Source organism: Paraburkholderia phytofirmans OLGA172, from assembly GCF_001634365.1.
Taxonomy (GTDB): Bacteria; Pseudomonadota; Gammaproteobacteria; order Burkholderiales; family Burkholderiaceae; genus Paraburkholderia.
Genome location: NZ_CP014579.1, coordinates 3,059,913 through 3,079,626, shown reverse-complemented (window position 1 = coordinate 3,079,626; position 19,714 = coordinate 3,059,913). Strand labels below are relative to the sequence as shown.

The following is a 19,714-nucleotide window of genomic DNA, read 5'->3' as shown; positions in this document are numbered from 1 at the left end:
TGCGTAGTTCAGGCCATAGCGCGGGCGTCGGACACGATACGTGAGGAACGCAGTGGGAACGTCATTGGATGAAGAGCAGGGCGCGGGCGTGAATGCTTCGTTGAGCGACGTGCCTCATGACACCTTGAAAGCGCCGCGCGTTGCCAAGCCCTTTCAAGGGGCTGCCGCCGTGATGCAGGCGCTCGAAGCCGACTTGCGCCGCAATGTGCGCGGCGAAGTACGTTTCGATCAAGGCTCGAAAGCGTTGTATGCCGCGGATGCGTCGAACTATCGGCAAGTCCCGCTCGCCGTGGTGGTGCCGTCGGACGTCGACGACCTGCTGGAAACGCTCGCCGCCTGCCGCCGCAATGACGTGCCCTTCCTCCCGCGCGGCGGTGGCACCTCGCAGAACGGCCAATGCGTGAACGTCGCGGTGGTAGCCGACGCGAGCAAATACGTGAACCGCGTCGTCTCGGTCGATCCTGAAGCGGGCGTAGCGCTCGTCGAACCGGGCGTAGTCTGCGATACCTTGCGCGACGCCGCGGAAAAGCACGGCCTGACGTTCGCCCCCGATCCCGCGACGCACAGCCGCTGCACGCTCGGCGGCATGATCGCCAACAACTCGTGCGGCGCGCATTCGGTGATGGCCGGCAAGACGGTCGAGAACGTCGAGGCGCTGGAAGTCGCGACGTTCGACGGCGCGCGCTTCTGGGTCGGTCCGACATCGGACGACGAACTCGATCGCATCATCGCAGCAGGCGGCAGGCAAGGCGAAATCTACGCCGCACTCAAGCAACTACGCGACACTTATTCCGATCAGATCCGCGCGAAATTCCCGCAGATCAAGCGGCGCGTGTCGGGCTTCAACCTCGATCAACTGCTGCCGGAAAACGGCTTCAACGTCGCGCGTGCGCTGGTCGGCACCGAAGGCACGTGCGCCGTGACCCTGCAGGCGAAAGTGCGGCTCGTGAAGAGTCCGCCGCAACGCGTGATCGTCGTGGTCGGCTTCACCGATATCTACATCGCTGCGGACGCCGTGCCGCATTTCATGCGCTGTGGGCCGATCGCAATCGAGGGACTCGACCGCGCGATCATCCGCGGCTTGCAGGCACGTGGTTTGAAGAAGGACGAGATCGCGTTGCTGCCGGATGGCGATGCATGGGTCGTGCTCGAATTCGGCGCGGATACGCAAGACGATGCCGTGCGCCAGGCGCAAACCGCCGCGGCGTATTTTTCGTCGGGCGAAGCTGGGCCGAATGTATCGGCGATGCTCGTCGAAGATCGCGCGTTGCAGGCGAAGGTGTGGTCGATCCGCGAGACGGGGGCGTCGGCGGTGGCGTTGTCGGTGGACGCGGGTACGCCCGATCCGGTGGTCGGCTGGGAGGATGCGGCGGTCGATCCGATGCGTCTCGGCGATTATCTGCGTGCGTTTCAGGCGCTGGTGGATCGTTACGGCTACGAGACGAGCCTCTACGGCCATTTCGGCGATGGCTGCGTGCACGCGCGCATTACCTTCGATCTGCGCAGCGCTGAAGGCGTCGCGACGTGGCGCAAGTTTCTGCGCGAAGCGGCGGAACTGGTGGTCGAATTCGGCGGCTCGCTCTCGGGCGAACACGGCGACGGCCAGGCCAAGGCTGAGTTCCTGCCGATCATGTACGGCCCTGAACTGATGCAGGCGATGGAGCAGTTCAAGGCGATCTGGGACCCAGCCAATCGATTGAATCCTGGCAAGGTCGTGCATGCGTATCGCGCCGATGAAAATCTGCGCATGGGTCCGGCGTACAAGCCGGTGACCCTGCAAACGAAGCTCACGTTCGCGAGCCAGGAAGGTGATGGATTTCAGCGCGAGATCGAGCGATGCATCGGCATGGGCAAGTGCCGTTCGCTCGAGGGCGGCACGATGTGCCCGAGCTATCGCGCGACACGTGAAGAGCAATACTCGACGCGTGGCCGTGCGCATCTGTTCTGGGAAATGCTGCAAGGCGACGTGATCGTCGACGGCTGGCAAAGCCGCGAAGTGAAAGAGGCGCTCGATACCTGCCTCGCATGCAAGGGCTGCAAATCCGATTGCCCGACGCATACGGACATGGCTTCGTACAAGGCGGAATTTCTTTCGCATTACTACGAGACGAATCGTCGGCCGCGCCAGGCGCTGTTTATGGGGCGAATTGGCGAATGGGCGCCGTGGGCGGCAAGGTTTCCGCGGCTGACGAATTTTATGATGTCGGCGCCGGGATTGGCTGCGGTTGGGAAGTGGGCTGCTGGGGTGGCGCAAGCGCGTGAACTGCCGAAGTTTGCCGCGCGGACTTACCGGCAGATTGCGCGGCAATCGCTTAAGGCCGAGCGGGGCGCTCGTGTTGGTGCTCGTGGCGAGGTCAAGAAAGTCATCCTGTGGGTCGATACCTTCAACGACCACTTCACGCCCGAGATCGCGCAGGCCGCTGCCGACGTGCTGACGCAAATGGGCTGGCACGTCGTGCTGCCGAAGAACCGTTTGTGTTGTGGGCGTCCGCTGTATGACTTCGGTTTGCTCGACCGTGCGCGCGAGCTGCTGACCACGATTCTCAATGACCTTGGAGACGATATTGCTGCGGGTGTGCCATTGGTCGGTCTTGAGCCCGGTTGCTTATCGGTGTTCAAGGATGAGTTGCTCAAGCAGCTCCCCGGTCATGCGTTAGCGAAACAGCTGTCGGCGCAAACTTTTCTGTTCTCCGATTTCGTCGCGCGTCAGCCGTTCGAATGGCCGACGCTTGCCGCGGACGTGATCGTACACGGGCATTGCCATCAGAAGGCGCTGTTCGGTATGCAAGGCGATACCGCGCTGCTGAACAAGCTTGGCGTGAAATGGAAATTGCTCGATACGGGATGCTGCGGGATGGCGGGATCGTTTGGCTTTAACGACAAGCATCACGCGCTTTCGGAGAAGATCGGCGAGGACACGCTGTTTCCTGCGGTGCGTGCTGCTGCGGCGGCGAATGCGGAAACGATTGTGCTGACCAACGGCTTCAGTTGCCGTGAACAGATCGAGCAGGGGACTGGGCAACACGCGATGCATATCGCGCAACTGGCGCAGCGGGCGTTGGCGGCGCGCCGTTAAGGGGCTGTGGCAGCGGTGCTATTGATGTTGGCACTGGCTTTAGTGTTGCCATTTGCCGGTGGCGCTGCCATCGGCATTGGCGACGCAGGCTTTCGCCTTTTGGCGTTTCGACGTGCTGCGAGCGGTCGTGACGCGCTCGTTATTTTTTCGCCGGTTCCACAGTGGCCGACGTCTGCGGGATGTCGGCGCTGGTCGCCATCCACAACACTTCGGCGTCTTCTTCGCTGGTGGAGACGGCGGCGTGGCCGGTGCGGCTGTCGAAGTACAGACTGTCGCCAGCGTTCAGATGCGTCGGCGCGTACAACTCGGAATACAGGCATACGCTGCCGCTGATCACATACAGAAATTCTTCGCCTTCGTGACGGCCCCAGTCATCGAACGCGTCCAGCGTGTGCGCCGAGATGCGGATGCGGAACGGCAACATCGCTTTGTGCGCCAGATCCGTGGCGAGTAACTCCATCTGATAGCCGCGGTAGGCGTGGCGCTGGCCTTCGTTTTTGCGGGTCAACGCGCGGCGGCCGCTGGCGCTGACTTTGGGTGTCGAGCCAAAAAGCTCGCCGATTTCGATCTTCAGGCCGGTTACGATTTTCTGCAGGACGTCGAAGGTGGGGGACATCAGGCCGTTTTCGACTTTTGAGAGGGTCGAGCGGGAGACGCCGCAGAGGCGGCTCGCGGTTTCGAGCGTCAAATCCTGCGCCTGGCGGGCGGCGCGGACGCGGCGGCCGAGGTCGGTTGTCGATTGGTCGGCAGGTTTGGAGAGGTGGGTGTCCATGGGGTCCAACGGCTTAAATGCGCGCCTTGGGCGGCGGGTCGTGTTTCCGATAATAACATTTGGCTTGGCGGAGACGTTCGCTGGCAGCGTTAGAGCTCGTATCGGGGAAGCGCTGGTGATGGTTGTGAAGTGATGCATTCCCTTTGCGCGCCAATCAGTGAGGGCTTGTACGCGCTGCTTCCTTGACGCGGGTGCTGACCGAAGCTGTCGCGCCTGGATTTGCGTGCAGTATCGAAGAGCCTTTCTCATCGGAAACGTGGCTTTCCACTGCCGACGCTTCTACCCTGGAATGGGGCCGCCGCCGGGTCCGGCTCGACATGATCGCCTGTATGCGATCGCCGTATGGGGTTCTACGCATGTCGCGCACGTCGAACCGCTAGAATAAGGCGCCAGCGCCCTTCAAGTGCGCACGCCTCCCCTCAACCCCGAGTTTCACGCCATGGCCCGCATTCAGTTGCAATTTCCCGACGACCAGTTTTACTACTCGACGCATCTCACGGTGCGCGTCACCGACATCAACGGCGCGAACCACCTGGCGAACGATTCGATGATCTCGATGATTTCCGAGGCCCGCGCACGCTTCCTGTTCGACGCCGGTATCGAGGACATGAAGGACACGCACACGAGCATCATCGTGACCGACCTCGCCACGACCTATCGCGCTGAAGCCTATGCGCGCGACCAGCTGTGCTTCGAAGTCGGCATCATGGATTTCAACAAGTATGGCGGCGACGTCATCTTCCGCATCACGCGGCCGGCAGATGGCGCGCTTATCGCGATGGCGAAGTCGGGCTTCGTGTTCTTCAACTACGAGATGAAAAAGGTCGTGCCGATGCCGCAGGCGTTTCGTGGCAAGTTTCCGAACGTCAACGCCGTCGACTGAAGTTTCCGGTTCGCTCCGGTGTGGCTGGAGCGCAATCTGCGCCATGCCGGCGCCAAACGCCCGCACTCGGGCGGATCGCGCTTGACGACCGGAGACGTGCTTATGTTTGTCGCCGTTAACACCGGCATAGAACGGCCAGTTGCGGTCATTGGAAGCACCCTGGTGATCCCCAATAGTGGTCCTTTGAACGTGGAACTTGCTTCATTGCGCCGATAGGCGAATGGACACCACGTGCGCCGCGATGCAGCGCGTGCAGGCAGCTTGTCGTAGTCGATACCTCGCTATGACCAAGCTGCTCCTGCACTGTCCGGATGTCGCATTCCGATTCCGGTAGATCCATTGCAAACGAATGGCGAAAGGTGAGCGACGTCACCCGCTTGGTCAGCGTGGCGGCTTCCGCAGCGCGTTCGATCGGCGTTGGAACGTCTATTGGTCGAAACAGACGTCTACAAAATCATCCCGCCCGCTATCGTTGCTCAAGCCATCCGTGCATCCCTGCTTGTCCTGCCTCCAGCAGCCGAAAGGGCGTTTCACATTGTGGAGGTCAGTTCAAATTTCCGCAGCATCATTTTCCCGCGGTTTGAAAACATGTTTCACATCGCAATAATTATTGTGTATCTCATTGAAAAATAAGCATAAATTATGTCATATGTCTTATATAAGACATAGGTGCGGCGCGTCAAAACGGTCCTACAATTAAGTCATGCAGTTCGCTTCGACATACGCAGCGGCACACCCAACTATTTTTTAAATGCGCTTTGCTCTTAGGAGATACACATGACCCAATATCAAGACGACATCAAGGCAGTTGCTGGTTTGAAGGAGAAACAAGGCAGCGCGTGGAATGCCATCAATCCCGAGTCTGCCGCACGCATGCGTGCTCAGAACAAGTTCAAAACGGGTCTGGACATCGCCAGGTACACCGCCAAGATCATGCGTGCCGACATGGCCGCCTACGATGCCGACTCGTCCAAGTACACCCAGTCGCTGGGCTGCTGGCACGGCTTCATCGGCCAGCAGAAGATGATCTCAATCAAGAAGCACTTCAACAGCACCGACCGCCGCTACCTTTACCTCTCCGGCTGGATGGTGGCCGCGCTGCGCTCCGAGTTCGGTCCGCTGCCGGACCAGTCGATGCACGAAAAAACCTCCGTTAGCGCGCTGATCCGCGAGCTGTACACCTTCCTGCGCCAGGCCGACGCCCGTGAACTGGGCGGCCTGTTCCGTCAGCTGGACGCGGCCGTTGGCCCGGCCAAGGCCGCCATCCAGGAAAAAATCGACAACCACATCACCCATGTCGTGCCTATCATCGCCGACATCGACGCGGGTTTCGGCAACGCCGAAGCCACCTACCTGCTGGCCAAGCAGTTTATCGAAGCGGGCGCGTGTTGCATTCAGATCGAAAACCAGGTGTCCGACGAGAAGCAGTGCGGCCACCAGGATGGCAAAGTCACCGTGCCGCACGAGGACTTCCTGGCCAAAATCCGCGCCATTCGCTACGCCTTCCTGGAACTGGGCGTGGACGACGGCATCATCGTGGCCCGTACCGACTCGCTGGGCGCCGGCCTGACCAAGCAGATCGCCGTGACCAACACACCCGGCGACTTGGGCGACCAATACAATTCCTTCCTCGATTGCGACGAAATATCGGCCGAAGCACTGGGCAATGGTGACGTCATCATCAAGCGTGACGGCAAGCTGCTGCGTCCTAAGCGCCTGCCTAGCAACCTGTTCCAGTTCCGCGCCGGCACGGGCGAAGCGCGCTGCGTGCTGGATTGCGTCACCGCGCTGCAAAACGGCGCTGACCTGCTGTGGATCGAAACCGAAAAACCGCATATCGCCCAGATCGGCGGCATGGTCAGCGAGATTCGCAAAGTCATCCCGAACGCCAAGCTGGTGTACAACAACAGCCCCTCGTTCAACTGGACCCTGAACTTCCGCCAGCAGGCGTATGACGCGATGAAGGCCGCAGGCAAGGATGTGTCAGCATACGACCGCGCCCAGCTGATGAGTGTGGAATACGATCAGACTGAACTGGCGATCGCCGCCGACGAAAAGATCCGCACCTTCCAGGCCGACGCGGCGCGCGAAGCAGGTATCTTCCACCACCTGATTACGCTGCCGACGTACCACACCGCCGCACTGTCGACCGACAACCTGGCCCGCGAATACTTCGGCGACCAGGGCATGCTGGGTTATGTGGCTGGCGTGCAGCGTAAGGAAATCCGTCAGGGCATCGCCTGCGTCAAGCACCAGAACATGTCCGGCTCGGACATCGGCGACGACCACAAGGAGTATTTCAGCGGCGAAGCGGCCCTGAAAGCGGCGGGTAAAGACAACACCATGAACCAGTTCTGATACCAGTAATACTCCAAGCAAAACGCCAACCCATACAGGTTGGCGTTTTTTTTATCCGGCGAGATAGCTCGCGGGATTCTCATCAAACATTTTCTTGTGCGCTTCCATGCAGAAGCTGTACGTGTGGCTCGGTAGACTGAGGATGGCGCGGTGGCCTTGGCCACGTTCATCTCGCAGATGGGGCACAGAGGATGCTCGTTGCTTGAACGTCGTTCAACTGCCTTATCGGCAACAACAGGTTGTCACCTCAGAATGCATAGCGCCGGGCTGATTAGTTGGAGCGTTCCGATCAACGGACAACACGCACGCTGCTCGCAAGACCGGGTCAATCCAATTCTTGCGCCCGGCGGTGGATTGGAGCGGGATGAAACTGTGGCGGCGAAGACGAGAGGGATGTGAGGCGCTGAGCCTGCACGCGATCAAGAGCCTCGCCCGCCTCACTCAACATCCGCTGGATGACTTCTTCCGCCGACTCACGTGCGTGAATCAACGCCGACGACTGACCCGCGTATAACGCCATCTTCTCCAACTCACCCGTGGTGCTCCGCAACGGTGAGACCGTGCTGTACTTGGGTATCGGTCCCCATTCATCTTCAGCGATCACTTCGCGCGGCAACGAATACGGATCGTTGCCGAATGGATGATCACGCACCTCGTCGGTCACGCTGTTGGCGAGCACGCGCACGGGCGAGCCAACTGGCCAGTTCGATCGTCGCGGGTGATTCCCTCACCATGCCGAGCAGGCCGAAGCCTGTCGCCAGGGAACGGAAGTTGTGAGAGCGTGCGCAAGACCAGATTAACGCGCGAGGCCGCCACCCATTTGCGCACCGTGCTGTGGTCAATACGGTGTCGGCGAGCCACCTCTGCGCTACCGCCGCCTCTGCCAGACAGATAGTCTTCGACAACCGACTGCTTGAACCGCGCGCTGTATCTGCTCATGAAAAAACACCCCAAATCGTTGGACGGGTGTCCAACTTTTGGGGTGCAGTTCAGGCCTGATGCCGTTTAGCGCCCGGTTGAACGGCACCGGCAATCAAGCGAACACGCGAGTGTTCGCTTGATCCATTAGTTGCCGGCGATGGTGTCAACCTCGTAGGGTGACGGTTTGTTTTCCGTCTTCCATTTCACTTCTTGCTCGGTGTTCGGCATCGGCGGAACGAGTCCCTGAATCAGCCAGAGATCTCGCGACGTCTCGTCAACGTGGAACTCCCAGCTAATGCCGAGCTCCTTAAACATCGGCTCAATTGCCTCTCGTGCACGCGACAACCAGCTTTCCCTCAGTTCCGGTGTCGGTAAACTTCGCGCGATGTGATCGATCCAGATCCGCACGAAACGCTCGGCCGGTTTGCCGCCAATATAGAAATCGCCCTGCTTGATTTCCTGAAACACCACGGCGACGTAGAACGCCGGCAAGCGGAAATAAACATTTTTCGTAATCCTCTCCGCCAGTTCGGTTTTTTGCTCGTCGTTCAGTGTGTCGGCGGTGTGATACAGCTTCCAGAGCGGCATGATTCGTCTCCTTGTCGGTAACTGATATGGATTGTTTACTGCTGGGTTATGCAACGCGTGCGGGTCCAAACGGCGATGCGCCGACGGAAGCAACCCGGATCAGCTTTTTGTTCACGAACTCGTCGAAGCCAAGTCGTGAAAGCTCCCGGCCGAATCCGGATTTCTTGACGCCGCCAAATGGCAGTTCTGGCGCCGTCGCAAGCGGCTGGTTGACAAAGACCATTCCGCTTTCGATCTGGGCTGCCACTCGCTGACCGTGTTCAGTGTCAGCCGTGAAGACCGATGCACCCAATCCGAAACGTGTGGCGTTCGCCAGCTCGATTGCGGCCGCTTCGTTGTCGACGGCGTAAAACGCGGCGACCGGCCCGAAGAGCTCTTCGTCGAAGACAGGATTGTTGCGGTCGATGTTGGCGAGAATCGTGGGTTGCAGATAGAAGCCCGGGCGGTTGACCCGTTGCCCGCCGCACTCGATCGTTGCGCCGTTGGTGGCTGCCCGGTCGATCTGGGAGAGCAGAAGCGACAACGCGCGCTCCGACGAAAGCGGGGCGACGGCCGTAGTCGGATCCGTCGGATCGCCAACTTGCAAAGCGGACATCTTCTCCTTGAATCCGGCAAGGAAGGCCTGACTACGTTCCTTCCCGACGACGATGATGCGTTTCGATCCGACACAGCATTGGCCCGCGTTGAGCATGCGGCCTGCGACAGCGCTATTGATCGCCCATTCGAGCGGTGCGTCCTCCAGCACGATGAACGGGTCGCTGCCGCCGAGTTCGAGAATGACCTTCTTCAGGTTTCGCCCGGCGCGCTCCGCGACCGCGGCGCCGGCGCGTTCGCTGCCGGTGAGCATGACGCCCTGAACGCGCGGATCGTCGATGACGCGCCCGATCTGTTCAATGGACGCGAAAAGGTTCGTATAGACGCCCGCCGGCGCGCCGGCCTCCTCGAACAGCCGGGCAAATGCCAGTGCCGATTGGGGCACGCTCTCAGCATGCTTCAACAGCAGAACGTTGCCGACCATGAGTTGCGGGCCTGCCACGCGAGCAATCTGGTAGTACGGGAAATTCCACGGCTCGATAGCAAGCAGAACACCAATCGGCTCGAGGTGAATCTCCGATTCGGGGGATTCCTCGAGCGGGCGCGGCTTCAGATGCTCCTCCGCATGATTTGCGTAATATTCGAGGATCTTGGCCGCCGATTCGACTTCTCTACGCGCCTCGCCCGTGCGCTTGCCCATTTCCAGTGTTACGTAGTGGGCATACTCATCGGCCTTCTCCCGCAGGATTGCTGCAGCGCGGGACACGATGCGTGCGCGTTCCGCCACGGAACGGTGTCGCCAGTCGGATTCAAAAGTCTTGTGGGCGGTCGCCAGTCGAGCTTCGAGCTCCAGGTCCGTAATGTCGTCGAATTTCGCGACTAGCTCGCCTGTAGCGGGATTGATTGTCTGGTAATTCATAGGATCTCAAATTAAATAATATGCATCACTAATAAAAGTGTATGCGGTTTAAAAAACGAAAAATCCGGGAACGTATGGGTCGCCAGTAACCTTCTTGGCTCATCCGGCGTCGCCGTCATTCGGCGTATCTGTCATCGTGTTGTAACGCAGCCAGAAAAGCGACAACCGACTCAGTGGAACACCATCTCACGACTCATCACGCAGTTCGTATGATTCAGATCCTAACGGCGTTAATATTTCTGAACAAGTCCGGGTAATCCCTCAACGACATCAAGGCGATGACCGCCATTCGGATTGCGACTCTTGTCACATGAGAGGCGGTAACTTAACCCGAACGAATGCGGGCGAAAGATAAGAAATTTACCGGGACAATCGCAAGATTTGAGGAGTGCTTCGTGTAAATCAATGCGACGTTCGAAGGGATGCGAATACTACAGAAAGGATACGGCCAACGCGATATGCGTGATCGCCTGAATACCTGCCATCCGTGCCCGGAACGGGTATCGAGCCCGCGTCCCAAAACGCCAGTTATCGAGCCCTTTCGAGGCCGTCTTTAAATACCGTTCACGCCCCGGATGCCGGCAAATACCAGGTCAAGCGCTTGATCGATCAGCTGCTGGCGACTCACCTTGGGTGCACCCACGGGGTTGATGCTGAAGTCGATCATCAATGTCGATACGCCGTGCATGCACATCCACGCAATACGCGCCATTTCAAGCGCTCGCGTCTCATCTTCCTTGCCTCGTTCGCCCATGTAATCCACGACAGCCCGAGCGAGCGTGTGGTAAGACTGGGTCGTCGCAGCTTCGAGTTCGGCGTGTATCTGCCGCGCGGGGAACTGCGGTCCGAACATCAAATGGAACAACGTCGGATGGTGCCACGCAAACGTCACGTAGGACGACAGCAGTGAGCGCAGTCGCTGCTCGGCGGACATATGGGGGCGCAACCGCGAGAAGCGGAACTCGGTAAGGTCGCGAAAGCCGCTGGCCGCGATGGCGGCCAGCAAGCCTTCCTTGTTGCCGAAGTGGTGTTTGGGGGCAACTTGCGATACGCCAACTTTGGCGGCGATCTGCCGCAAGCTCAGTCCAGTCAGCCCGACCTCGACAAGCTGCTGCTTGCCACAGCGGACGAGCTCCTCGCGTAGATTGCCGTGGTGGTATGGACGCTGCTTGGGCGCATCGGCTTCCCGCTCACCGCTCGACGCGCCGGAACGGTCCGCAGTGGGAGAACGGGACGCGCTTGCCTCCTTCTTTGCCTGCCGACGCGGAGATGCGGTGTTGGCACGGGTCGCGCGTTTGGTTTCTGCAGAGTCGTTCATGCGAGTGATCTTAACACTCAATCGATCCGCGAACGTGCTCTCAACGCCATCGTCGTCATCAGCAATAACCGGATCGGCCACACCACCGGATCATGGCGTTGCTTGTCAGTGCGTCACCTGGCTCGGCCGGCGAGCGGGAAGGCCCAGTATGCCGCGAGCCTCGTCGGGGGTCGCTACTTCTCCACCGATGCTCTTGATGATATCGACTGCGCGTTTGACCAGTGCAGCGTTGCCCGGCGCCAGTTCGCCCTTGTCAATATAGAGATTGTCCTCGAGGCCGACGCGGACATGCCCTCCGAGAATCACGCTTTGAGCCACCATGGGGAACTGGGCACGCGAGATACCGAATGCCGACCAGCGGGCGTTTTCGGGCAGATAACTCTTCATCAGTAGAAGGCTTTCCGTATCGGCATGGGCTCCCCATGGCACGCCAAGACAAAGCTGGAACAGCGGGGCCTGCAGAATCCCCTGTGTTTCGATCAGGTGGCGTGCGAGACGCACGTGTCCGAGATCAAACACCTCGATTTCCGGTTTCACGCCTGCTGCCTCGACCAAGGTCGCCATCTTGATCAGATGGTCCTTCACGTTGACGAATGCGCGATTGCCGAAGTTCATGGTGGCGACGTCCAGGCTGCAGATTTCCGGACGCAATTCGAGCACGTGTCGGACGCGGGCTTCGGGCGTCATCATCGTGCTTTCCTTGCTTCCCCGGTTCGGGTCTTCGTCGCTAGGGATGAACCCGGCACCCAGCCCGGTCGTCAGATTGATCAAAATCGGGCATCCGCTATCGCGGATCCGCGACACGACTTCTCGGTATAGCGCCAATTCGGCGCTCGGGCCGCCCGACTTGGGGTCGCGGACATGAATGTGGGCGATGCTCGCGCCAGCCTCGCATGCCGCGATGGCCTCCTTGGCGATTTGCTCGGGGGTGACGGGCACCGCAGGGCTAAGCCGCGTGGTATCGCCGCTTCCAGTCAGTGCACAACTAATAATTGTCTTGTTCATCACAGTGGTCAGTAAAGAGAAAGGGGCTGACTCATAAACGATGCCCTGAAGGGGGCTTCTGTGCTGCGAGCAGTTCGATCAATCATAAATTCGCACTCCAGAATGACTGGATGCGAAGAAAGAATTTCAGACGGCGAATTCATGATAACACTGTTAGGATTCGCGTCAAGACAGGTGTAATTCCGATCATGGTGCGTCCGCGGCGTGTGGTTTATCCGTCACGGTCGCGCGCATTCCCGTTTGTTGTGGCGAGCGGCGCCCGTCGGATGGGCGTGCAACCACGCCTGAGCGCGCTTCGCCGGATGGCGGTTGCATGCATCGACTGATGCGGAGCACGGGCCGAAGCGGGCGTCACTTCAAGACTTGGGGAATTCCCGGATTTCGATAGATATTAACGGTGTTAGGATGCGTCATGGGCTGAGCGAATTGACTGCGAAGATGCCGGAAGGTCGATGTTTTCGATCAGGTCGTGCGTTCGTCATTTCGCGCCCGTTGAGCTTTTTTAGCTGGGCGGTCGAGCAGATTGGCTATGAAGTCGTCGCGTTCAAGGGCCTGCTGTATTGTGGCAATCAAGCGCTGCCGTACGTCGTTATCGTCAATAGGTGAACCGTCTGGTCGTCCATCTTCAAACGATCCTGGCGAAATCGCGTCCGAAGGCTTCGGTACCGTCGACCCAGGTTTGGAGTAGTGTAGTTCGGAGAACTTTCATGCCTCTACCGCCCGTCCTTGCCAATCGACTGTCAGTTCCTGTCGTCGCTTCGCCGCTTTTCATCATTTCGAACCCAGATCTCGTCATTGCGCAATGCAAGGCCGGCGTAGTCGGTTCCTTCCCGGCTCTGAACGCACGTCAGGAGGGCGCGCTTGACGAGTGGCTAGACCGGATTACTAACGAATTGGCCGAGCATGACGCGAAAAATCCGGGTCGTCCGGCCGCTCCTTTCGCTGTCAACCAGATCGTTCACAAGTCGAATGACCGTCTTGATACGGATATGGCGATCTGCGAAAAATACAAAGTTCCCATCGTCATCACGTCGCTGGGAGCGCGAGAAGAAATAAACGACGCCGTGCATCGCTGGGGTGGCATCGTTTTGCACGATGTCATCAATAACACCTTCGCGAAGAAGGCCATACAGAAGGGGGCGGATGGTCTGATCGCCGTCGCTGCCGGAGCCGGCGGTCATGCTGGCGTGACGTCCCCCTTTGCGCTTGTACAGGAAATTCGGGAATGGTTCAATGGGCCGCTGTTGCTCTCGGGTGCGATCGCCGGTGGTAATGCCATTCTCGCGGCGCTGGCCGCCGGAGCCGACCTGGCCTACGTGGGCAGTGCTTTTATCGCCACCCATGAGGCGAACGCGTTGGACGGCTACAAGCAGGCCATTGTGGACAGCGCGGCGTCCGATATCGTCTACACGAACCTTTTTTCCGGCGTGCACGGAAACTATCTGCGCAACAGTATCGCCGCTGCCGGCTTCGATCCGGACAACCTTCCCGAATCCGATCCTTCGAAGATGAGCTTTGGCTCCGGAGGCGGCTCGAGAGCCAAAGTCTGGAAAGATGTGTGGGGCGCCGGGCAAGGCATTGGCGCGATCAAGAAGATCGTCCCTGCCGCCGATCTGATTGGGCGTCTGAAGGAAGAATACGGTCTGGCACGCCAACGTCTCGCTGTCTGAACCTGAGAGAATGGATAAGAAAGTTGGCTATCTTTATTTAAACAAATAACCGGAACATGCGATAGCTGAGCAGGTGGAAATGTGACGTCGACCGCGGCTGGTCATTCGCCGATGAATAAACGGAAAGTCATTTGAGTCGCTCCCGTTATCCATCGAATGCGCGCTCCACCGCCGCGGTTATCGCCATCTTTCTGCTTTAGCCACGCAGGTTGCGGAGGAGACCACTGATCAATCGCTGGGAGTCGGCCGATCCTGCCGTCAGGAACGGGCATGCGCGCGTGCGTTCGCTTATCTAACTATGTCGAACGCTAATTCGCGCGAGGATGCTCAAGCGCTGCGGTGGTCGAGAACGTATTACCCAATCACGCAATCGAATTTTACAAGAGGCAAAGCAATGACATCCGGAGTCAAAGTAGAACTGTCGAACGATGTGCTGGTCGCTACCATTTCTCGACCGGAGAAGAAAAATGCTCTCACCAACGACATGTATGGCGCGCTCTCGGATGCCATCGTCAGGGCGGATGTCGATGCCGAGGTTCGAGCGCTGTTGATTCAGGCCGATGGAGACGCTTTTACGGCGGGCAACGATATTTCGGACTTCGCTGCCAAGGCGGCGGGCCGTCATCCGGAAGAACATCACGCCACCCGCCTGCTGCGCGTCCTGGCCAATGCAACGGTACCGATCATCGCCGCGGTCCAAGGCAAGGCAGTGGGAGTCGGCACGACGATGCTGCTCCATTGCGACTACGTGCTGATGTCCAAAGAAGCACAATTGATTACGCCCTTTGTGAACCTGGGTCTGGTTCCGGAAGCTGCGTCGAGCTATCTGCTTCCGTTGCGAATTGGTTATGCCCGGGCATTCGAAATGTTTGCGCTCGGCGATCCACTTCCCGCCGAAACGGCCGTTGCATGGGGCATCGCGAACAAGGTCGTTCCCGCCGAACAGCTGCGTGCCGAGGCGCGCCGCGTTGCCGACAAGATGGCGTCCAAGCCCAGCGGATCGCTGACGGCCACGAAGCGGCTGATGCGGGACGCGGGACGATTGCTAGCCCAGATGGATCGCGAAGACACCACTTTTGAGGAGCGACTCAAAAGCGCCGAGGCAAAGGAAGCGTTTGACGCATTCGCGCAAAAACGCAAGCCTGATTTCACCAAAATTGCTCAATCGTAGGATCGGCATGTATTGAGCTCGAGTGCCCGGGCCACGTGATTTGCGGACAATTCCCGGGCTCGTCGATACACGGCGATGCCGCGCCGGATTTGCGGGGAATGTGGTGCAAATATCAGCGGAGGTTCTCGTCAATCGAGATATGTGGTGTCTCAAGTGGTCGAGTGGTTCGAAGTAGGCGAAGGTAATAACAAACGAAAATAAGATAACTTATTAATTTGGAGATGCTTCAGCCGTGATTACTCAACGAAATAGACGTCTTCCGATTTTTCAAGCGTGCACCGTTGCCGCGGTCCTTTCCGTTCTCCCTGGCGCGGTAAGGGCGCAAAGCAGTGTTACGTTATACGGGATTCTGGACACCAGCCTTTTCTATACGAATCACACGTTCAATCCGAGGACCCGGGCATCCGGGGGGCACGTGTTCTCGCTCACGGACAGCGACTACTCGTCATCCCGATTCGGCCTCAAGGGCAGAGAGGATCTTGGCGGGGGAACTGCGGCAATCTTTGCTCTGGAAAGTGGCTTTAGTACTTCCAATGGTGCGCTTGGAAACTCCAACGGGAATTTTTTTGGTCGTATGGCGTATGTGGGCCTTACCGGTCCGTATGGCACCGTGAAAATGGGTGAGCAATACTCTCCGTTTGCACTGTCCCTGTTGAATACGGAACCCCGCGGCGCGTCTTTTTTCGGCAGTGGTGCTGTAATCTATATCGGGAGCGTATTCACTACCGGGCTCTTTACGCCCAATGCCATTTCGTACACGTCGCCGAAGATTGCCGGGTTTGAAGGGAGTGGCATGATCGCGCTGGGTGGTCAGGCGGGTAATTTCCAAGCCGGTCGTCAATACTCTGCTCGCCTGACCTACACGATGCCGCATCTGGTTGTCGATGCGGCGCTTTTCAGTGGCAACAGCGGGGGTTCCGCGGCAAGCACGCCTATCCCGACGACAGTTGCCTTTACAGGTCGAACGATCGGAGCGGTGTCGAACTGGGGTAACGCCATATTCAATCTCTCGTACACGAACTACAAAGTAGCGAGTTCCTTCGATGAGCAAGTGTATATGGGCGGGTTCCGTTACACGTTCACGCCTGCATTTGCAGCCGACGGTGGCGTCTGGTGGATTCACGACGGTAATGCCGGCACGAATCACTCATTGCTTGCCGCGGCGGGCGTTACCTATTCGCTCTCCGCGCGTACGATGGTCTACGGTGAACTGGCGATGGTGAACAACCATGGGCGGCTTCACACCGGTCTATCCGTGAACGGCGCACTATACGAGCCGACTGGATCGTCGACGGGCGCGACAATCGGGATCAGGCACTTGTTCTGACGGCGCGTTATCGATCGATTGTGTGTTTCGAGGGCTTGGGAATACCCTGATTTGCTTTAACGTTAACACTGTTGTCATTGGTTGAACGAAATATTTTTTTATGTGGCGAGTGTATGTCGAGAAACCTCGAATGCAACGCGGAAGATGTGTAGTGGATGTCGTCGTCTATTTATTGAACGATCGTTTTGACCAATTTGCCTGACACTCCGTCAGGCCATGATTTAGGACATGAAATGAGCACTGTCGTATTTGAAAAAGACGGCGCAGTTGGCGTCGTCACAATGTCGAAGCCGCCCCACAACCTCATTGAGGATACGTTTTTGGGTGATCTCCTCGACTGCTATAAAAAAGCGGTCGACCAGGGTTGCCGTTCGATTCTCCTGCGCAGCGCGATGCGGCATTTCTGTGCCGGTGCGGACACCGCGGGCTTTACCGGTGGACGCCGGCGTCGTGATCAGGCCGGGCTGGATGCCTTGCTTGGCGCGCTCGAGAACGTGCCCGTGCCGACGATCGCGGCCGTTCACGGGGGCGCACTCGGTGGCGGATTCGAATTGGCACTGACTTGCGACATGATCGTCGCGGCCGATACGGCGTTTTTTGGGCAGGCAGAAGCGTCGCTCGGCCTGATTCCGCTGCTGGGCGGGACGCAACGCCTCGTTCAACGGGCCGGCCCGGCGCGTGCGAAGGAAATCGCTATGTTCGGTCGACGCCATAATCCGGTGGCGCTGGAGCGCTGGGGTGTCATCAACCTCGTGACTGCCGAAGCCGAACTGCCGACCGTGTCGATGTCGTGGGCACGGCAGCTGGCGGCGGGTCCGACGGTCGCATTCAAGGGCATCAAGAACCTGGCGAACCTGTCCGCGAGGCAAGGCATCGCTGGCGCAGACGCTCAGCAAACCGAAATGAACAACATGATGTGGGCGAGCGCGGACCAGAAACGTGGCCTAGAGGCGTTCGCGAAGAGCGGTCCCGGTTCGGCTCTTTTCGAGGGGAATTGAACATGAGCGCTCCACTCGACGGACTGAAGGTGATCGACTTCACGCGTGTGTTGGCCGGTCCGCATTGCACGAAGGCGCTGCGCGATCTCGGCGCCGACGTCGTCAAGATCGAGCCGCCGGGCGGCGATACCGGTCGCGGTGGCGTGCCGCATATCGGCACCATGTCCGTGTACTACGCGCAGCAGAACGCGGGAAAGCGCAATCTGAGTCTCGATCTGAACTGGCCGGAGGCTCGCGAAATCGTGGCGGATCTTTGCCGCGACGCCGACGTTATCGTCGAGAATTTCCGGCCGGGGACGCTCGCCCGCTTTGGTTTGGGATATGAGCAGGTTCGTGAATTCAATCCTTCGGTAGTGTATGTCTCGATGAGCGGCTATGGGCAGACCGGTCCGTGGCGCAATCGTCCGGCATTTGCGCCCACCGTGCAGGCGGAGACGGGCCTGACCGACATTCTGCGCGACCATTTTGAATTCGACCCGAATGCATTGAGGAACGACGCCTGCAGCCATGCCGACGTCTATACCGGGCTCCACGGCGTGATTGCCGTTCTCGCGGCTCTTCAGCATCGCAACCGCACGGGCGAAGGTCAGCACGTGGACGTTTCGATGGCGGCGACCATGCTGTCCGTCAACGAGCGGGCAGGTGCGCAACTGTCGGGCGTGGACACCAATGGCGAACCGCCTGCGCTGAGCGCGGCCGAGTCTCACATTTTCCGCATGCCTGATGGCCGCCATGTGACGATTGCGGCGAGCCCGATCTATTCGCCGATGTTCGTGCGATTCTGTTCGATGATGCGTCGCACGGACCTTCTGCTTGACCCGCGCTTTGCCTCCGCGCATCTTCGTCGGCAGAACCTCGATGCGCTTCTCGCGGAGGTGCGCGCCTGGATCCTGACGTTTACGGATCTCGAGGAATTGCAGGCGCAGGTGAGTGAACAGGGTCTCGCGATCGGCGTGGTGCGTACCACCAACGAGCTTGCCGATTCGGAATGGGCGGCCGACTGGGGGGCGATCGTGGAAGTGGATGATCGCAGCGGCGGTACGTTGCGCATGCCCGGGTCGCCGTGGCGATTCAGCGGCGCGACGCTGCCGAAGCCCGGTATTCCGGCCTTCCAGGGCGAGCATAACGTTGAGCTGCTCGCCGAACGTGGGGTTGATCCGGCGTTGATCCAGAAGCTTCGCGAGCGGCAGATCTTGCTGAGCCGGCGCAGCCTGCGCGGGGATTTCGACGCGCTTTGATCAGGCGCATGGTCAGCCGACGTTGAACGGGTTCTTCGCGGTGGTGCAAGCGGCGTGGCGAGCATGGTGCCACGCCGCTTGCTTTTGAAGAGCGAACCCCGGTCAGAAAATCTCGAAACGCACATTCTGGGGTTGGGCACTCGTCCAAGCGGTTGGGGTGCAGTCGCTAGCGTGACGCGGGTCAGCGCAACACCGCGGCACGGCCCTGACGTTTAGTCAGCGCGGCACCAACGACCGGAATCCGGGCACACAATGACCGGTTCGTCGTTCAGCCGGACTTGCTCTGCATCCAGTTGCAACGCGGTCGAAGGGGCGATGTCGAAGACAACCTGAAGTGCTTGCCCAACCTGCGCATCTTCGATGGGAAGCTCCCAGGTCAGGAACATCTGGACGCAATCCTGGTCCGGCGCGAAGTCGGCCACATTGAAACCGCTGCTGCTGCGCCGAATGACGCCATGAGGCTGGCCAGTATCGAATATCACAGCCGTTCCCCGGGTCAGAGGAATGCGATGGCCCGTAGAGGGAAAGTGCAAGTCCAGACCCTTGTCCTCGCTCAGGAAGAGATTGCAAAAGGCCGCACTGCCATATTGCTCGGCGTCATGGTGGTACCTCGCGCCGCGGCAGGCCATGAGGGCGACGTCACTGGAGGCAAGCACTGCGGGCAGTCCAAGCGCGCACGTCCAATCGGACATTGCCTGCACGCAGCGCGTGTAGTCTGGCCAGCGCGCCCGCGCTCGCGCCAATGGCATTACCTCGACGTCCCCGGGCTCCAGGACCATGTGCGACGATATCTCCCGGTCCCAATCTGCAAGCAGGCGTGCGGGGGGCGCAGGCACGTCGATCGTGCCTGATAGCACGATGTCGCTCACGCGTCGGCTGCGGATGGCGTCGCCACTCCAGAAATAGGAGGTCAGCATGTCTGGCACCAGGCGCCCG

General features: G+C 59.3%; 18 protein-coding genes. 9 read left to right on the top strand and 9 right to left on the bottom strand.

Annotated features, from left to right (window positions below):
* Nucleotides 1-52 precede the first annotated feature (52 nt).
* A complete protein-coding gene (locus tag AYM40_RS33670; protein ID WP_063500268.1) occupies nucleotides 53-3,076 on the top strand; it encodes an FAD-binding and (Fe-S)-binding domain-containing protein in 3,024 nt (1,007 codons plus the stop codon).
* 139 nt (nucleotides 3,077-3,215) lie between these two features.
* On the opposite strand, the gene AYM40_RS33665 is transcribed toward AYM40_RS33670, so the two are convergent.
* On the bottom strand, nucleotides 3,216-3,848 hold the full coding sequence (locus tag AYM40_RS33665) for a helix-turn-helix domain-containing protein (protein WP_063500267.1): 633 nt from the start codon (nucleotides 3,846-3,848) through the stop codon (nucleotides 3,216-3,218).
* Nucleotides 3,849-4,287: 439 nt separating this feature from the next.
* Here AYM40_RS33665 and AYM40_RS33660 point away from each other — a divergent pair, with 439 nt between their 5' ends.
* Nucleotides 4,288-4,731 carry a thioesterase family protein gene (locus AYM40_RS33660; RefSeq protein ID WP_063500266.1) on the top strand — a complete coding sequence of 148 codons (444 nt, stop codon included), beginning with the start codon at nucleotides 4,288-4,290 and terminating at the stop codon, nucleotides 4,729-4,731.
* Nucleotides 4,732-4,876: 145 nt separating this feature from the next.
* Here the strand turns inward: AYM40_RS33660 and AYM40_RS43940 are convergent, their stop codons facing one another.
* Entirely contained in the window at nucleotides 4,877-5,143 is a 267-nt protein-coding gene (locus AYM40_RS43940; RefSeq protein ID WP_420488527.1) for a tyrosine-type recombinase/integrase, read from the bottom strand.
* 17 nt (nucleotides 5,144-5,160) lie between these two features.
* Here AYM40_RS43940 and AYM40_RS33655 point away from each other — a divergent pair, with 17 nt between their 5' ends.
* Entirely contained in the window at nucleotides 5,161-5,364 is a 204-nt protein-coding gene (locus AYM40_RS33655; protein WP_063500265.1) for a hypothetical protein, read from the top strand.
* 144 nt (nucleotides 5,365-5,508) lie between these two features.
* Nucleotides 5,509-7,089, top strand: a complete 1,581-nt coding sequence (locus AYM40_RS33650; RefSeq protein ID WP_063500264.1) for an isocitrate lyase — start codon at nucleotides 5,509-5,511, stop codon at nucleotides 7,087-7,089.
* A gap of 325 nt (nucleotides 7,090-7,414) precedes the next feature.
* Here the strand turns inward: AYM40_RS33650 and AYM40_RS33645 are convergent, their stop codons facing one another.
* The 6 genes from AYM40_RS33645 to AYM40_RS33625 form a co-directional block, all read right to left on the bottom strand.
* Complete coding sequence (locus AYM40_RS33645) at nucleotides 7,415-7,774, bottom strand: hypothetical protein (RefSeq protein ID WP_063500263.1); 360 nt, start codon at nucleotides 7,772-7,774, stop codon at nucleotides 7,415-7,417.
* On the bottom strand, nucleotides 7,750-8,028 hold the full coding sequence (locus AYM40_RS43935; protein WP_082855453.1) for a transposase: 279 nt from the start codon (nucleotides 8,026-8,028) through the stop codon (nucleotides 7,750-7,752). Before AYM40_RS43935 ends, AYM40_RS33645 begins: the two co-directional genes overlap by 25 nt.
* Nucleotides 8,029-8,154: 126 nt before the next feature.
* On the bottom strand, nucleotides 8,155-8,598 hold the full coding sequence (locus AYM40_RS33640) for a tautomerase family protein (protein ID WP_063500262.1): 444 nt from the start codon (nucleotides 8,596-8,598) through the stop codon (nucleotides 8,155-8,157).
* Nucleotides 8,599-8,644: 46 nt separating this feature from the next.
* Nucleotides 8,645-10,051 carry an NAD-dependent succinate-semialdehyde dehydrogenase gene (locus AYM40_RS33635; protein WP_063500261.1) on the bottom strand — a complete coding sequence of 469 codons (1,407 nt, stop codon included), beginning with the start codon at nucleotides 10,049-10,051 and terminating at the stop codon, nucleotides 8,645-8,647.
* Nucleotides 10,052-10,604: 553 nt separating this feature from the next.
* Complete coding sequence (locus tag AYM40_RS33630) at nucleotides 10,605-11,450, bottom strand: TetR/AcrR family transcriptional regulator (RefSeq protein WP_063500260.1); 846 nt, start codon at nucleotides 11,448-11,450, stop codon at nucleotides 10,605-10,607.
* 24 nt (nucleotides 11,451-11,474) lie between these two features.
* Entirely contained in the window at nucleotides 11,475-12,377 is a 903-nt protein-coding gene (locus AYM40_RS33625; protein WP_082855452.1) for a 3-keto-5-aminohexanoate cleavage protein, read from the bottom strand.
* A gap of 704 nt (nucleotides 12,378-13,081) precedes the next feature.
* Between AYM40_RS33625 and AYM40_RS33615 the strand changes: the two genes are divergently transcribed.
* From AYM40_RS33615 to AYM40_RS33595, 5 genes are all read left to right on the top strand, one after another.
* The gene (locus tag AYM40_RS33615) at nucleotides 13,082-14,044 is read left to right on the top strand and encodes an NAD(P)H-dependent flavin oxidoreductase (protein ID WP_063500257.1); all 963 of its coding nucleotides are present in this window, start codon (nucleotides 13,082-13,084) and stop codon (nucleotides 14,042-14,044) included.
* Nucleotides 14,045-14,438: 394 nt separating this feature from the next.
* A complete protein-coding gene (locus tag AYM40_RS33610; protein ID WP_063500256.1) occupies nucleotides 14,439-15,215 on the top strand; it encodes an enoyl-CoA hydratase in 777 nt (258 codons plus the stop codon).
* A gap of 235 nt (nucleotides 15,216-15,450) precedes the next feature.
* On the top strand, nucleotides 15,451-16,542 hold the full coding sequence (locus tag AYM40_RS33605; RefSeq protein WP_082855533.1) for a porin: 1,092 nt from the start codon (nucleotides 15,451-15,453) through the stop codon (nucleotides 16,540-16,542).
* Between the two features lie 233 nt (nucleotides 16,543-16,775).
* Nucleotides 16,776-17,540 carry an enoyl-CoA hydratase/isomerase family protein gene (locus AYM40_RS33600; protein ID WP_063500255.1) on the top strand — a complete coding sequence of 255 codons (765 nt, stop codon included), beginning with the start codon at nucleotides 16,776-16,778 and terminating at the stop codon, nucleotides 17,538-17,540.
* Nucleotides 17,541-17,542: 2 nt separating this feature from the next.
* Nucleotides 17,543-18,778 (top strand): CaiB/BaiF CoA transferase family protein, encoded by a 1,236-nt coding sequence (locus tag AYM40_RS33595; RefSeq protein WP_063500254.1) that lies wholly within the window; start codon nucleotides 17,543-17,545, stop codon nucleotides 18,776-18,778.
* Nucleotides 18,779-18,990: 212 nt separating this feature from the next.
* Here the strand turns inward: AYM40_RS33595 and AYM40_RS33590 are convergent, their stop codons facing one another.
* Entirely contained in the window at nucleotides 18,991-19,695 is a 705-nt protein-coding gene (locus AYM40_RS33590) for a hypothetical protein (protein ID WP_063500253.1), read from the bottom strand.
* Between the last annotated feature and the right edge of the window lie 19 nt (nucleotides 19,696-19,714).

What these genes read in the sequence shown, in the direction of transcription:
- AYM40_RS33590 (WP_063500253.1), bottom strand. Translation starts at nt 19,695, where the DNA reads ATGCTGACCTCCTATTTCTGGAGTGGCGACGCCATCCGCAGCCGACGC.
- AYM40_RS33650 (WP_063500264.1), top strand. Translation starts at nt 5,509, where the DNA reads ATGACCCAATATCAAGACGACATCAAGGCAGTTGCTGGTTTGAAGGAG.
- AYM40_RS33595 (WP_063500254.1), top strand. Translation starts at nt 17,543, where the DNA reads ATGAGCGCTCCACTCGACGGACTGAAGGTGATCGACTTCACGCGTGTG.
- AYM40_RS33615 (WP_063500257.1), top strand. Translation starts at nt 13,082, where the DNA reads ATGCCTCTACCGCCCGTCCTTGCCAATCGACTGTCAGTTCCTGTCGTC.
- AYM40_RS33660 (WP_063500266.1), top strand. Translation starts at nt 4,288, where the DNA reads ATGGCCCGCATTCAGTTGCAATTTCCCGACGACCAGTTTTACTACTCG.
- AYM40_RS33610 (WP_063500256.1), top strand. Translation starts at nt 14,439, where the DNA reads ATGACATCCGGAGTCAAAGTAGAACTGTCGAACGATGTGCTGGTCGCT.
- AYM40_RS33635 (WP_063500261.1), bottom strand. Translation starts at nt 10,051, where the DNA reads ATGAATTACCAGACAATCAATCCCGCTACAGGCGAGCTAGTCGCGAAA.
- AYM40_RS33640 (WP_063500262.1), bottom strand. Translation starts at nt 8,598, where the DNA reads ATGCCGCTCTGGAAGCTGTATCACACCGCCGACACACTGAACGACGAG.
- AYM40_RS43935 (WP_082855453.1), bottom strand. Translation starts at nt 8,028, where the DNA reads ATGAGCAGATACAGCGCGCGGTTCAAGCAGTCGGTTGTCGAAGACTAT.
- AYM40_RS33665 (WP_063500267.1), bottom strand. Translation starts at nt 3,848, where the DNA reads ATGGACACCCACCTCTCCAAACCTGCCGACCAATCGACAACCGACCTC.
- AYM40_RS33600 (WP_063500255.1), top strand. Translation starts at nt 16,776, where the DNA reads ATGAGCACTGTCGTATTTGAAAAAGACGGCGCAGTTGGCGTCGTCACA.